The organism is Hylemonella sp. GW821-FHT10B10 (assembly GCF_059415585.1).
Genome location: NZ_JBWKNN010000001.1, coordinates 937,599 through 950,993 on the forward strand (window position 1 = coordinate 937,599; position 13,395 = coordinate 950,993).

Annotated in this window: 12 protein-coding genes; 5 read left to right on the top strand and 7 right to left on the bottom strand. The window is 64.9% G+C overall.

Annotated features, from left to right (window positions below):
- Positions 1 to 26: 26 nt before the first annotated feature.
- The 4 genes from AC07NT_RS04625 (at position 27) to AC07NT_RS04640 (ending at position 5,133) form a co-directional block, all read left to right on the top strand.
- Positions 27 to 1,820: a secretin GspD/PilQ domain-containing protein gene (locus tag AC07NT_RS04625; protein ID WP_498597603.1), complete on the top strand. Its 1,794-nt coding sequence runs from the start codon at positions 27 to 29 to the stop codon at positions 1,818 to 1,820.
- Positions 1,821 to 1,823: 3 nt separating this feature from the next.
- Positions 1,824 to 2,732 (top strand): ExeA family protein, encoded by a 909-nt coding sequence (locus AC07NT_RS04630; RefSeq protein WP_498597602.1) that lies wholly within the window; start codon positions 1,824 to 1,826, stop codon positions 2,730 to 2,732.
- Complete coding sequence (locus tag AC07NT_RS04635) at positions 2,729 to 3,811, top strand: hypothetical protein (RefSeq protein WP_498597601.1); 1,083 nt, start codon at positions 2,729 to 2,731, stop codon at positions 3,809 to 3,811. Before AC07NT_RS04630 ends, AC07NT_RS04635 begins: the two co-directional genes overlap by 4 nt.
- A gap of 83 nt (positions 3,812 to 3,894) precedes the next feature.
- Positions 3,895 to 5,133 carry an HD-GYP domain-containing protein gene (locus AC07NT_RS04640; RefSeq protein ID WP_498597600.1) on the top strand — a complete coding sequence of 413 codons (1,239 nt, stop codon included), beginning with the start codon at positions 3,895 to 3,897 and terminating at the stop codon, positions 5,131 to 5,133.
- Between the two features lie 7 nt (positions 5,134 to 5,140).
- Here AC07NT_RS04640 and AC07NT_RS04645 read toward each other — a convergent pair whose 3' ends face one another.
- From AC07NT_RS04645 to AC07NT_RS04670, 6 genes are all read right to left on the bottom strand, one after another.
- Positions 5,141 to 5,833, bottom strand: a complete 693-nt coding sequence (locus AC07NT_RS04645) for a glutathione binding-like protein (RefSeq protein ID WP_498597599.1) — start codon at positions 5,831 to 5,833, stop codon at positions 5,141 to 5,143.
- 57 nt (positions 5,834 to 5,890) lie between these two features.
- Positions 5,891 to 7,165, bottom strand: coding sequence for an acyl-CoA dehydrogenase family protein (locus tag AC07NT_RS04650; RefSeq protein WP_498597598.1), 1,275 nt, complete (start codon positions 7,163 to 7,165; stop codon positions 5,891 to 5,893).
- 32 nt (positions 7,166 to 7,197) lie between these two features.
- A complete protein-coding gene (locus AC07NT_RS04655; RefSeq protein WP_498597597.1) occupies positions 7,198 to 8,304 on the bottom strand; it encodes a phosphotransferase in 1,107 nt (368 codons plus the stop codon).
- 22 nt (positions 8,305 to 8,326) lie between these two features.
- On the bottom strand, positions 8,327 to 9,046 hold the full coding sequence (locus tag AC07NT_RS04660; RefSeq protein WP_498597596.1) for a Crp/Fnr family transcriptional regulator: 720 nt from the start codon (positions 9,044 to 9,046) through the stop codon (positions 8,327 to 8,329).
- A 113-nt stretch (positions 9,047 to 9,159) separates the two neighbouring features.
- A complete protein-coding gene (locus AC07NT_RS04665; RefSeq protein WP_498597595.1) occupies positions 9,160 to 9,939 on the bottom strand; it encodes an oxepin-CoA hydrolase, alternative type in 780 nt (259 codons plus the stop codon).
- A gap of 82 nt (positions 9,940 to 10,021) precedes the next feature.
- Positions 10,022 to 11,542 (bottom strand): 3-hydroxyacyl-CoA dehydrogenase, encoded by a 1,521-nt coding sequence (locus AC07NT_RS04670; RefSeq protein ID WP_498597594.1) that lies wholly within the window; start codon positions 11,540 to 11,542, stop codon positions 10,022 to 10,024.
- 118 nt (positions 11,543 to 11,660) lie between these two features.
- Between AC07NT_RS04670 and AC07NT_RS04675 the strand changes: the two genes are divergently transcribed.
- Positions 11,661 to 12,326, top strand: coding sequence for a glutathione S-transferase (locus AC07NT_RS04675; RefSeq protein WP_498597593.1), 666 nt, complete (start codon positions 11,661 to 11,663; stop codon positions 12,324 to 12,326).
- A 22-nt stretch (positions 12,327 to 12,348) separates the two neighbouring features.
- On the opposite strand, the gene AC07NT_RS04680 is transcribed toward AC07NT_RS04675, so the two are convergent.
- Positions 12,349 to 13,356: a D-2-hydroxyacid dehydrogenase family protein gene (locus AC07NT_RS04680; protein WP_498597592.1), complete on the bottom strand. Its 1,008-nt coding sequence runs from the start codon at positions 13,354 to 13,356 to the stop codon at positions 12,349 to 12,351.
- Positions 13,357 to 13,395: the final 39 nt, after the last annotated feature.

A 13,395-nucleotide genomic window follows, 5' to 3' on the forward strand; every position in this document is an offset into this window, starting at 1 on the left:
CCTTTATGCATGAGAATGGCAACACCATGATGGCTACGACGACCACCCGAAAACACCGCTGGCCCGCGATGCCCGGGCTGATCCCCGGCCTCGTCCTGTGCCTGGGCCTGCTGGCCGGTTGTGCGGAGCGACCGCGACGTACCCCTGACGTGGCCGAAACGATCCGTTCCGAACTGGCCGCAACTCCCAAAACGAGTGGGGCCGTGCCGGCCCGTGTCAGCGATGCGCTGGCCGAGCCGGCGCCACCGGCGGTGCCGGTGCCGCCCGAACCGCGCCTGGACCTGCTGGTCAACAATGCCAACGCGCGCGAAGTCTTTCTGGCCCTGGTGGCCGACACGCGCTACAGCATGCTGATGCACCCGGACGTGACGGGCAGCATTTCCGTGACGCTGCGCGGGGTGACGGTGAAAGAAGCACTCGAGTCGATCCGTGACGTCTACGGCTATGACTTTCGCATGGAGGGGCGTCGTATCACCATCTATGCACCTACCTTGCAGACCCGCATCTTCACGCTGAACTATCCGCATGCACAGCGCACCGGACGCAGCGAAGTGCGGGTTTCCTCGGGGTCTGCACCAGCCAATCCGGGCACCGTCGGGACCACGGGGGTCACTTCCATGACGGGTGTGCAGGGCACCGGCGCCCAGAGCACCCAGCGCCAGGGCGAGAGCAGCCGGATTTCGACCGACTCGAAATCCGATTTCTGGGCCGAACTGTCGGATGCCGTGCGCGGGCTCGTTGGCGGAGGGCAGGGGCGCAATGTGGTGATCAGCCCGCAGGCCGGCATCATGGCCGTACGTGCCATGCCTGAGGAGTTGCGTCAGGTGGAGCGCTTCCTCAAGGCGACCCAGGTGGCGGTGGAGCGCCAGGTCATGCTGGAAGCCAAGATCGTCGAGGTCGAGCTGCGCGAGGGCCAGCAAAGTGGCATCAACTGGGGGGCATTCGGCTCCGACAGCAATGGTTCGGGCGTGCTCGGCGTGCTGGGCAGCGGCGTGGCGACCAGCAACGCCTTGCTGTCCTCCGGTGCGACCGCATCGGGCGTCTCGCCCGTTGCGATTCCCTCGGTGGCCGCGGGCGGCGGGCTGTTCGGCCTGGCGCTGGCCACCAGCCAGTTCGGCGTGGTCCTGGGTTTCCTGGAGTCGCAGGGGGATGTGCAGACCCTCTCCAGCCCCCGCCTGGCCACACTGAACAACCAGAAAGCCGTACTCAAGGTAGGTGCGGACGACTATTTCGTGACCAACGTCACCGGTGGCACGACGACCAGCAGTGGCGTGGTTGGAGTGGCCGGCACCACCACTCTGCCCACGCTGACGCTCACGCCTTTCTTCTCAGGGATCGCGCTGGACGTGACACCGCAGATCGATGACGGCAGCAGCATCATGCTGCACATCCATCCCTCGGTGACCACGGTCACCGAGAAGACCAAGGACGTGGACCTGGGCAGCGTGGGTCTCTACCGTCTGCCGCTGGCTTCGAGCAGCGTCAACGAGACCGACACCATGGTCCGTCTGCAAGACGGCAACATCGCAGCCATTGGCGGCCTGATGCAGCTGTCCTCCAGCCGCAGCGCTTCCGGCGTGCCGGGTTCGACCGCCGAGGGTAACCCCTTCGGCTTCCTGCTCGGCAACCGCGCCAACGTTGCCCGCAAGAAGGAACTGGTGGTCCTGATCAAGCCCACCATCATCCGCACCGCGCAGGACTGGGAGGCACAGACCGAGCGTTCGCGCGCAGCGCTGGAAGACATCGACGCCAGCCGTCGTCGCGTGATCAAGCTCGAGGGTTCGGAGCAGGAGACATCCGCGAAACCCGCGGCCAGGTAAGCCATGTACCTGCGGCACTTTTCCCTGCGTGAACTGCCGTTCTCCATCACGCCGGACCCAGCCTTCTTCTACCCGCATGAGGGTGCGCAGGCGGCGCTGAACACCCTGCTGATCGCCCTGCGTAGCGGCGAGGGTTTCCTCAAGATCGTGGGGGAGGTCGGCTGCGGCAAGACCCTGCTGTGCCGTCAGTTGCTGCGCAGCCTGCAGGACGAATTCGTCACGGCCTACATCCCCAATCCCGATATGGGACCGGACGACCTGCTCATGGCACTGGCGCGAGAACTTGGCATCGAGCTGGTGCCGCCGCTGAGCCGCCACCAGGTGCTGTCCAGCCTGCAGGAGGGCCTGCTCAGACACGCCGAAGCTGGGCGCTCGGTGCTGGTCTGCATCGACGAGGCGCAGGCCACGCGAATGGCCACACTGGAGAGCCTGCGGCTGCTTTCCAACCTGGAAACCGAGAAGCGCAAGCTCCTGCAGATCGTCTTGTTCGGTCAGCCCGAGCTCGATGAAATTCTGGCGCGACCGCAGATTCGCCAGCTGCTGCAACGCATCACCTTCAGCGAATACCTGGGAGGCATGCAGCCCGAGCGGGTCGGGGCCTATCTGGCGCATCGTCTGGCCGTGGCCGCCGAAGACGGACTGACCGATATCCGGGTGTTCGAACCTGCAGCCGCTCTCGCCCTGGCCCAGTACAGCCGCGGTGTGCCGCGCCTGATCAATGTGCTGGCCCACAAGTGTCTGCTGCTCGCTTTCGGTGAAAACATGCATCGCGTACAGGCGCACCATGTCGAGCTGGCCGCGGCCGATACGCCGGGGGTGCAGATGAAGGCGGGACGCTGGTCGCGCTGGTGGCGTCGACTCCTTGGCCCACGTTCCCTCCAAGGCAAATCACATGCGGGGGAAATAGTGTGAGTGTCATCAACAAGATGCTGCGCGATCTCGATGCGCGTCGAACCGATGCGGGCCCCGGCCATCCGCGCCAGGCCAGCCCGGCTGCCATGGAGGGGACCGCCAGTGTGCTGATGGCCGCGCCGCATCGCGCAGCACGCTGGTCATGGGTTGTTCTGCTCCTGGTGCTCACGGGCGCTGCGGCGTACTGGTATCTGGGATCGGGGCTATCCTCCCCGCCTTCCGTGCCGCCACCGGTGGCGGCCGATCCTCCTGCTCTGGCCCCGGTATCGGCGGCGTCCGCGCCGGAGGCTGTCAGCAATGCGCCGGCAGAGGCTGCCTTGGTCGCGAATGCCGTGCCTGTTGTGGTCGAGCCCGAGCCGATGGCGCCAGCCGTGGCCAGCCCCAGGAAGAAGGGGCGAGCCGAGGTGGCCCTCGCCGAGACGCCATCCCCCTTGGCCGTCGAAAAGAAGGAAAAGCCAAGCAGGAAACGCGCTTCGTCTCCGGCTTCGGATACGGGGGCAACGCCACCTGGCCCGGCCGCCCCCGCGGCCGCGCCCGCCGCACCTGCAACGGCCGGCGCGGCCGCTACAGGTGAGGTGCCGCAGCGCCGTCTGGGCCTGGCCCAGGAGACGCTGGCCCAGGCCCAGCTGCTCTGGAATGCAGGTTCCCGTGAACCGGCCCTCGAGCTGGTGCGTGAAGCGGTGGCGGTGGTCGAGCGCGGCCAGCCGGTCGATGTCCCTGTGCTGGCTCCATTGGTTCGCGAGCAGGTGCGCATGGAATTGGCCCTGGGGCGGCCGGCTGCTGTGCTGGGCCTGCTGAGCCGGCTGGAGCCGGCCTTGTCGGGTCAGGCCGATTTGTGGGCGGTGCGTGGCAATGCGGCACAGCGCCTGGGGCGGCACCAGGAGTCCGTCCAATCCTATCTGGCGGCCTTGCAAATGCGGCCCGGCGAAGCGCGCTGGATGCTGGGCGCTGCCGTGTCCATGGCCGCCTTGGGGCAGCTGGATGCCGCGGCGCAGCAGGCCGAGCAGGCGCGTGCGCTGGGGCCGGTGAGCCCAGAGGTGCTGACCTATCTGCGCCAGGCAGGGGTGCCGCTGCGCTAAGCGCGTTGCGGTGAACCGCGTGTGCAGGTGCCTTCGGTAGAATGGGCTGCACACTTTGCTTCGTGCGAAGTTGAACCACACACATGCTCAAGCGTATCCGCGTCGACCAACTGACCCTCGGGATGCACATCAAGGAGTTCTGCGGTTCCTGGATGGAGCATCCCTTCTGGCGCAGCGGCTTCGTACTCAAGGACCCCAAGGATCTGGAACGCATCCTGGCCAGCAGCATCAAGGAAGTCTGGATAGACAGTGACAAGGGCAGCGATGTGCCTGCCGGCCAGAGCGCTGTGTCCGAGGCGCAATCCGATGCCCAGGTCGAGCAGGAACTGCAAGCGTTGGCGCAGGCCCAGCGCAAGACCGAGCCAGTGACCGTGGCGGCCGAATACGAGCGGGCAGCACAGATCTGCCTGCAGTCCAAGAAGGCCGTCGTCTCCATGTTCCAGGAGGCGCGCATGGGCAAGACCGTGGACGCCGCCGGTGCCCAGCGTCTGGTCGAAGAGATTTCCGATTCCGTGGCCCGCAATGTCAACGCGCTGATCAGCCTGGCGCGTCTGAAGACGGCAGACGACTACACCTACATGCACTCCGTGGCAGTCTGCGCCATGATGATTGCGCTGGCACGCCAGCTGGGCCTGGATGAGGCCCAGATCCGTTCAGCTGGCCTGGCTGGCCTGCTGCACGACCTGGGCAAGGCGGCCACGCCGATGAAGGTTCTGAACAAGCCTGGCAAGCTGACCGAGGAAGAGTTCACCATCATGAAAAGCCATCCGGTCCAAGGCCATGCCATGCTGATGGCCGTGGGCAATGTCGACCCGATCGCCATGGACGTCTGCCTGCATCATCACGAGAAGACCGATGGTTCGGGCTATCCCAAGGGCCTCAAGGATGCGGAGATCAGCCTGTTTGCCAAGATGGGTGCCGTGTGCGATGTCTACGACGCCATCACCTCCAACCGGCCCTACAAGAACGGCTGGGATCCGGCCGAGTCCCTGCGCAAGATGGCCGAATGGGCCAATGGGCATTTCGACCAGAAGGTGTTCCAGGCCTTCGTGAAGAGCCTGGGCATCTACCCGATCGGCTCCCTGGTCCGCCTGGCCTCCGGGCGTCTGGGCGTGGTCGTGGAGCAGTCGAACAAGGCACTGACTGCGCCGCTGGTCAAGGTGTTCTACTCCACCAAGGCCAGCCTGCGCATCACGCCCGAGATCATCGACCTGTCGGCACCGACCTGCCACGACAAGATCGCAGGCCGCGAAGACCCGGCGCTATGGAAGTTCCCTGACCTGGACGCGCTCTGGTCCGGCCTGACCGACAAGCCCTGGTAGTCTGGTTTCAACGGCGCTGGTATTGCGTGGCACCGAACATCATCTCGCGCGCCTTGTCGTCCACCAGGGGCTTGCGCTGGTCGGCCAGCACCTGCACGCCGCGGACCACGGCCGGGCGATCCGCGATGGCGTCGAACCACTGCTTCAAATGTGGATAGTCGGCCCAGTCTATGCCCTGGTTTTTCCAGCTGCGCAGCCAGGGAAAGATGGCGATGTCGGCAACACTGTATTCGTCCCCAGCGATGTAACGGTGCGAGGCAAGCTGCTTGTCCATCACGCCGTAGAGGCGCTTGGCCTCGTTGGTGTAACGGTTCACCGCGTAGTCGATCTTTTCTGGCGCGTAGATGCGAAAGTGATGGGTCTGACCGAGCATGGGGCCGACGCCGCCCATCTGGAACATCAGCCACTGCAGCACTTCGTACTTCTGCCGATCTGTCTTCGGGAGGAATTTGCCGGTCTTGGCCGCCAGGTAGAGCAGGATGGCACCCGACTCGAACAGCGAGATTGGCTGGCCATCCGGTCCCTCGGAGTCAACCAGGGCCGGGATCTTGTTGTTGGGACTGATCTTCAGGAACTCGGGTTTGAACTGGTCACCGGCACCGATATTGATGGGGTGTACGCGATAGGGCAGGCCGCATTCCTCCAGCATGATGTGGACTTTGTGGCCGTTGGGCGTTGCCCAGGAGTAGACGTCGATCATCTCTTGCTCCAATGAAAAGGGGCCGGCAAATGCCGGCCCCGCGATTGTCCGTGGTTTTCAGCAACCGCGTGTGATCGGCATCTCTACCGGCTTCGGGTTGACCGCGTACTTGCCGAGTTCCAGCTTGGCGATGGCGTTGCGGTGTACCTCGTCCGGGCCGTCGGCAAAACGCAGCGTGCGGGCGTGGGCGTAGGAGTAGGCCAGGGGAAAGTCCTGGCACATGCCGCCGCCACCGTGCACCTGCATGGCCCAGTCGATCACCTGGCAAGCCATGCTTGGCGCGACCACCTTGATCATGGCGATCTCGTTCTTGGCGAATTTGTTGCCGGCCACGTCCATCATCCAGGCGGCCTTGAGCGTGAGCAGGCGCGCCATGTCGATCTTGCAGCGGGCCTCGGCGATGCGCTCCTGCGTCACGGTCTGGGCGGCCACCGGTTTGCCGAAGGCCACGCGTGAGGAGGCGCGTTTGCACATGTACTCCAGCGCGCGTTCTGCCTGGCCGATCAGGCGCATGCAGTGATGGATGCGCCCCGGGCCCAGGCGACCCTGGGCGATCTCGAAGCCGCGGCCTTCGCCGAGCAGGATGTTGGAGGCCGGCACCCGGACGTTCTTGAAGTCCACTTCCATATGGCCGTGCGGCGCGTCGTCGTAACCCAGGACACTTAAAGGGCGCATGATCTTGACCCCCGGCGTATTGGCCGGCACCAGGATCATGCTTTGTTGTGAGTGGCGCGGCGCCTCCGGGTCGGTCTTGCCCATGAGGATGTAGATGGCGCAGCGCGGGTCGCCGGCGCCCGAGGTCCACCACTTGCGGCCGTTGATCACGTAGTCGTCGCCCTGGCGCTCGATGCGAGTGGCGATGTTGGTGGCGTCGCTGGACGCCACGTCGGGTTCGGTCATGGCAAAGGCCGAGCGGATCTTGCCGGCGAGCAGGGGCTGCAGCCATTCCTTGCGGTGCTGGTCGTTGCCGTAGCGCGCGATGGTCTCCATATTGCCGGTGTCGGGGGCCGAGCAGTTGAAGACCTCTGAAGCCCAGTACACGCGCCCCATGATCTCGGCCAGGGGCGCGTACTCCTGGTTGGTCAGGCCGGCCGCCTGGACCCCAGCAATCTCGGCGCTGTCTTTCGGCAGGAAAAGGTTCCACAGGCCCTGTTTTTGGGCTTCGATCTTGAGCTTCTCGATCAGCTGCAGCGGCGTCCAGCGCTTGCCGGCAGCTGTGTTGGCCTCCAGTTCATCGTGCATGGCCTGCTCATTGGGGTAGATGTGATCGTCCATGAACTTGAGCAGGCGGGCCTGGAAGTCCTTGGTTTTGGGCGAGTAGTCGAAGTCCATGCTGTGCTCCTGGGGTGATGCGTTGTGAGGGTTCAGGCCTGCAGAGCGAACTGCCAGGCCATGGCGGCCATGGGGCGTGCGCCTGCGGCGGATTTCTGCGCCTGGGCGCTGGAAGCGGTGCCGTTCTCGACCCGCTTGGCGATGCCTTGCAGGATGGCGGCAATGCGGAACATGTTGTAGGCCATGTAGAAGTTCCAGTCGGCTTTGAGCGTCTCGGGCGTGGCCAGGCCGGTGCGCTCGCAGTAGAGGCGGATGTACTCGTCTTCAGCAGGGATGCCGAGCGCAGCCAGGTCCAGGCCACCGATGCCGCGGAAGGCCCCGGGCGGGATGTGCCAGGCCATGCAGTGGTAGGCGAAGTCGGCCAGGGGGTGGCCCAGGGTGGAGAGCTCCCAGTCCAGCACGGCGATCACGCGCGGTTCACTGGCGTGGAACATCAGGTTGTCGAGTCGGTAGTCGCCATGCACGATGCTGACCAGGCTTTCGTCGCGCGCGCTGGCGGGCAGGTGGGCGGGCAGCCAGTCGAGCAGCTTTTCCATTTCCGCGATGGGTTGAGAGAGGGTACCGGCGCCGTCGGCCGAGGCCCGGTACTGCTTGCCCCAGCGGCCGATCTGACGTTCGACGTAGTTGCCAGGCTTGCCATAGTCGGCGAGGCCTTGCGCTGCGAAATTCACCTTGTGCAGGGCGGCGATGACCCGGTTCATCTCCAGGTACATGGCACGCCGTCCTGCCGGGTCGAAGTCCGGCAGGGACTGGTCCCACAGGATGCGCCCCGGCATAAACTCCATGATGTAGAAGGCGCGGCCGATCACGGATTCGTCCTCGCACAGGCTGTGCATCTGCGGCACAGGCACTGCCGTGCCGTGCAGGCCGTGCATCACGGCGTACTCGCGTTCGATGGCGTGGGCCGAGGGCAGCAGCTTGGCTACCGGCCCGGGCTTGGCGCGCATCACGTAGCTGCGCGTAGGCGTGATGAGCTTGTAGGTCGGATTGGACTGGCCGCCCTTGAATGCTTCCACACTCAACGGACCGGCAAAGCCGGGCAGGTTCTTCAGCAACCAGGTTTCAAGGGCAGCCACGTCGAAGGCGTGGGCGGCGGAGACGGGGCGGGTGCCCACGTATTGCTGTTCGAGTTCGCTCATGTTGTTGGGCTGGATGCCTTGTTCAATGGTCGGATTCGATGATGTGCATCAGTGCATCGCGGTTGCGCACCACCAGGCCACCCGGTTCGATGCGGATGACGTCCTCGCGCTCCATGGCCTTGAGCTCCTGGTTGACGCGCTGGCGCGAGGCGCCCAGCAGTTGGGCCAGTTCTTCCTGGGCCAGTTGCAAGCCGATGCGCACCTCGCGTCCATCGCTCAGCGAGGGCACGCCATAACTGCGCAAGAGGTGCAGCAGCTGCTTGGCCAGGCGCGCGCGCAGCGGCAGGGTGTTGAGGTCTTCCACCAGACCGTAGAGCTGGCGGATGCGACGCGCGTGCAGGCGCAGCAATGCCTCGTAGAGTTCGACGTGGCTGGCGAGGATCTTCTTGAAATCGGCCTTGGCCACGCACAGCGTGGTGGTGTCGCCATGGGCGTAGGCGTCGTGCGTGCGCCGGTCGCCGTCGAAGATGGCCACATCGCCGATCCAGACCCCGGGCTCCACATAGGTCAGCGTGACCTGCTTGCCCGAAATCGAGGTTGAGCTCACGCGGATCGCGCCCTTGGCGCAGGCGATCCACTCCTCGGGCGGCTCGCCGCGGGCCGCTAGGAGATCGCCGTCCTTGTATCGTCGTACGTAGGCACATCGCAGGATGTCGTGTCGCAGTGAGGGTGACAGGGTGGAAAACCAGCGCCCGGCGTTGATGGCCGTGCGTTCCTCGATGGTAAGAATGGGATCGTCCATGGGCTGTCTTGTGGGTGACGTGATCGTGTCTGATTGTCACCCCAGGGACGGACTGAACGCCAGGGGGTTGTCACCTGGGCGTCTGCCTGAAAGGGGCGGGGTGCCCCCACGGCTTATTCGTAGCGCGGCTTCTGCTTCGCCAGGAAGGCGGCGATACCGCTGCCGGCGTTCGGATGGTGCAGATTGTTCACGAAATGCTTGCGCTCCTGCGCCAGCTGCTGGGACAGGCTGGCCTGGGGGGCCTCGTTGAGCAGCTCCTTGATGCTGGCCAGCACATTGGGGGCGCGTGCATTCAGGTTCTCGGCCATGGCCAGGGCCTCGTTCATGGCCTGGCCCGGGTCGCAGACCCGGTTCACCAGGCCCAGCGCGTGCAGGCGTGCGGCTGTCGTGCGCTCGCCGCACATGAGCAGTTCGCTGACCAGCTGGCGTGGCAGGGCCTGGGCCAGGCTCCAGCTGGCGCCGCCGTCAGGTGAGAGGGCCACATTGCTGTAGGCCATCACGAACACGGCGTCGCTTGCAGCCACGATGAAATCACAGGCCAGCGCCAGCGAGAAACCGGCGCCGGCCGCCGCGCCTTCCACGGCGGCGATCACCGGCTTGGGGAAAGTGCGGATGGCCTCGATCCAGTTGTGCAGACCTTCGATGCTCTCGGCTTGCACGGCTGGATCGAGCTGGCGGCTGGCCTGCAGGCGGTGCAGGTCGCCACCGGCGCAGAAGAGCTCGCCTTCCCCGGTGATGAGCACGCTGCGCACTTCAGGATTGCTCTCGGCGACGCTCAAGGCCTCCACGCCGGCGGCATACATCTCGGGCCCCAGGGCGTTGTGGCGGCCCGGGTTGGAAAGGGTCAGCACCATGGTGCGGCCCTGGCTGGTGCTCAGCAGTTGTGCGCTCATATGAATTCGAAAGCCTCCGCGCCACGCGCTACGGTCATCGCCTTGGGAATGGCCCGGCGACGATGGAGTGTCTCACGAAGTTTCAATCTTCCTCGTGCAGCAGCGACAGGCCGATGGCACCGCGTCGGCGCAGCCAGGGGCTGGGGCGGTAGCGCGGGTCGCCGTAGACGGTCTGCAGATTGAACAGCACCTCCAGCACATTGGTCGGGCCATAGCGGTTGCCCATGGCCAGCGGACCCATGGGGTAGCCCAGGCCCAGGGTCACGGCGGTCTCCAGGTCGGCGGGCGAGCAGATGCGCTGCTGGCAGATGTCGGCTGCGATATTGACGATGTTGGCCACCACGCGCTGCGTGACAAAACCACCGCTGTCGCGGATCACGCTCACGGCCTTGCCATCGCGCGCGAACAGGGCGTGGGCGGCATCGCGCATGTCGGTGCGCGTGGCCGGGTTGGTGGCCAGCACACGACGTTTCGTCGCGACATCCTCGATCAGCAGGTCGATGCCCACCGTGCGCGCTGGGTCCAGGCGCTCTACCACGGCTACCGTGGTAACGTCAAAGCCCAACGGGGCCACGACGGTGAGTGCAGTGCCCGAGGGAGATTGTCCGGTTTCGATCTTCGCGCCCAGATCCTTGAGCAGTTGCAGCAGTTCGGCGCGACGTGCTGCGCGCGGCGAAACCCAGACCGGTGGGATATCGGTCACCTGTGGTGCCGGCAACTCGGGGGCGACCTGGGCCACGTTCTTCTCGTAGCGGTAAAAGCCTTCACCCGTCTTGCGACCCAGCACGCCACCGGCCAGGCGCTGCGCGGTGATGACGCTGGGGCGGTAACGCGGCTCTTCGAAGTACTGGTGGTAGATGGACTCCATCACAGGGTGCGAGACGTCCAGTGCGGTCAGGTCCATCAGTTCGAAGGGGCCGAGCTTGAAACCGGCCTGGTCACGCAGGATGCGGTCGATGGTGGCGTAGTCGGCCACGCCCTCGCTGACGATGCGCAACGCCTCGGTGCCATAACCGCGGCCGGCATGGTTGACGATGAAACCCGGTGTGTCCTGCGCGGTCACGGGGGTGTGGCCCATCTGGCGCGCGTATTCCGAGAGGGCGGCGCAGACCGTCGGATCGGTCTTCAGGCCGGCGATCACTTCGACCACCTTCATCACCGGCACCGGGTTGAAGAAGTGGTAACCGGCCACACGCTGCGGTGATTTCAGCTTGGCGGCAATGGCCGTGATCGAGAGCGAAGACGTGTTGCTGGCCAGAACGGCGTTGGCGCCGACGATGCCTTCGAGTTCGGCAAAGAGCGTGGCCTTCACGTCCAGGCGTTCCACGACGGCTTCCACCACCAGGTCACAACTGGCCAGGTCTTTGAGGTTGCTGGCGGCTTGCAGCCTGGTCTTGCAAGCGGAGGCGGCTGTTGCTTCCAGGCGGCCCTTTTCCACCATCTTGTCCCACTGTTCGCCCAGGGCCTGTTGCGCTGCGGCGATGGCAGCAGGTTGGCTGTCGTAAAGGGTGACGGTGCTGCCGGCCTGGGCGGCGATCTGGGCGATGCCGCGGCCCATGGCGCCGGTGCCGACGACGGCGATGTGTGCGTAAACGGGTTTCATGGCCGGAATTATGGCCCGGGCGTTTGGCCTTCCAGAGTCACCTGCCGGACTGCCTTTGTCCTTGTCCTCTGAGAGACTCCAAGTTCCGGATTCCCCAATCAAAACCCGAGGTGACACGATGACATTGAAGCTCTGCGGATTTGCCGCCAGCAATTATTTCAACAAGGTGAAGTTGCAGCTGCTTGAAAAGGATGTGCCCTATACGGAGGAGCGGGTCTGGACGGGCAATACCCATCCCCTGCTGATGGACCGGTCCCCCATGGGCAAGGTGCCCTTTCTGGACACACCGTCCGGTCCGATTTCCGAATCCAGTGCCTGTGCGGAATACATCGAGACGGTCTATCCGCAGCGTCCCCTGCTTCCCGCAGATCCCTATGCCGCGGCCAAGGTACGGGAGCTGATCATTTACATGGAATTGCATCTGGAACTGGTGGCGCGCGACCTCTACGCCGAAGCCTTTTTTGGGGGCAAGGTCAGCGATGGTCTCAAGGAGCGCACCCGCAAGTTGCTGCTCAAGGGCGTTCACGGATTTTCCAAGCTGGTGAAGTTTTCGCCCTACGTGGCGGGCGCGGAGTTCACGCTGGCGGATTGTGCGGCGGTGGCCCATCTGCCCCTGGTGACCAGCGCCAGCAAGATCATCTATGGCGAGGATGTGCTGGCGGGCCTGCCCGTGCGCGACTACCTCAAGGTCATGGGCGCGCGGCCCCATGTGCAGACGGTCAACGCGGACCGCAAGACCAGCACCGAGCAGATGCTGGCCAAACTCGGCGCGAAGCCGGCCTAAGAGACTGTGAACAGGCGCTCAGTCAGCGCGAGACCTTCAGTGCTTCCGGATTCGCGATATTGCTGGGCTGGCCTTTGATGAAATTCACCACGTTGTCGAAGGCCGTACCGAAGTAGAGCTCGTAGCTTTCCTGCTCAACGTAGCCGATGTGCGGTGTGCAGATGCAATTTTCCAGGCGCAGCAGGGCATGGCCCTGCAGGATGGGTTCGGATTCGAACACATCGATCGCCGCCATGCCGGGGCGGCCGTGGTTGAGCGCGAGGATCAGAGCCTCGGGTTCCAGTAGTTCTGCGCGCGAGGTGTTGACCAGCAGCGCGGTGGGTTTCATTTGTGCCAGATCGGTGGCCGTGACGATGCCGCGCGTGGTCTCGTTCAGGCGCAGGTGCAGGCTGAGCACATCGCTTTGCTGAAAGAATTCCTCACGGCTGGCTGCAGCCTCGTAACCGTCCTGCACGGCCTTTTCACGGGAGGGCTCACGGCCCCAGACCAGTACGCGCATGCCGAACACCCGGCCGTAGCCGGCCAGCAGCTGCCCGATCTTGCCGTAGCCCCAGATGCCCAAGGTCTTGCCGCGCAGCACCGTGCCCAGGCCGAAGTTGGGCGGCATGGCGGCCGACTTCAGGCCGGATTGCTGCCAGGCGCCGTGCTTGAGATTGCCGATGTACTGCGGCAGGCGGCGCATGGCAGCCATGATGAGGGCCCAGGTCAGTTCGGCCGGTGCCACCGGTGAGCCGGTGCCTTCGGCCACGGCTATGCCACGTTCGGTACAGGCAGCCAGGTCGATATGGCTGCCGATGCGGCCGGTCTGGGCAATCAGCTTGAGGCGCGGCAGCTTTTCGACCAGCTGGCGGGTGATGGGGGTGCGTTCCCGGATCAGCACCAGCACGTCGGCATCACGCAGGCGGACCGAGAGCTGGCCCAGGCCTTTGACGGTGTTGGTGAAGATCTTGGGGGGATAGTCGGCCAGTTTGGCCGCGCAGTCCAGCTTGCGTACGACGTCCTGATAGTCGTCCAGAATCACGATGTTCATGCCGCTATTGTGCCTCGGCCTTCCGTGCGGGCTAACCCG

Excerpts from the sequence above, each read along its gene's own strand:
- AC07NT_RS04680 (WP_498597592.1), bottom strand. The coding sequence starts at position 13,356 with ATGAACATCGTGATTCTGGACGACTATCAGGACGTCGTACGCAAGCTG.
- AC07NT_RS04630 (WP_498597602.1), top strand. The coding sequence starts at position 1,824 with ATGTACCTGCGGCACTTTTCCCTGCGTGAACTGCCGTTCTCCATCACG.
- AC07NT_RS04650 (WP_498597598.1), bottom strand. The coding sequence starts at position 7,165 with ATGGACTTCGACTACTCGCCCAAAACCAAGGACTTCCAGGCCCGCCTG.
- AC07NT_RS04625 (WP_498597603.1), top strand. The coding sequence starts at position 27 with ATGATGGCTACGACGACCACCCGAAAACACCGCTGGCCCGCGATGCCC.
- AC07NT_RS04670 (WP_498597594.1), bottom strand. The coding sequence starts at position 11,542 with ATGAAACCCGTTTACGCACACATCGCCGTCGTCGGCACCGGCGCCATG.
- AC07NT_RS04665 (WP_498597595.1), bottom strand. The coding sequence starts at position 9,939 with ATGAGCGCACAACTGCTGAGCACCAGCCAGGGCCGCACCATGGTGCTG.
- AC07NT_RS04645 (WP_498597599.1), bottom strand. The coding sequence starts at position 5,833 with ATGATCGACGTCTACTCCTGGGCAACGCCCAACGGCCACAAAGTCCAC.
- AC07NT_RS04640 (WP_498597600.1), top strand. The coding sequence starts at position 3,895 with ATGCTCAAGCGTATCCGCGTCGACCAACTGACCCTCGGGATGCACATC.
- AC07NT_RS04660 (WP_498597596.1), bottom strand. The coding sequence starts at position 9,046 with ATGGACGATCCCATTCTTACCATCGAGGAACGCACGGCCATCAACGCC.
- AC07NT_RS04675 (WP_498597593.1), top strand. The coding sequence starts at position 11,661 with ATGACATTGAAGCTCTGCGGATTTGCCGCCAGCAATTATTTCAACAAG.
- AC07NT_RS04655 (WP_498597597.1), bottom strand. The coding sequence starts at position 8,304 with ATGAGCGAACTCGAACAGCAATACGTGGGCACCCGCCCCGTCTCCGCC.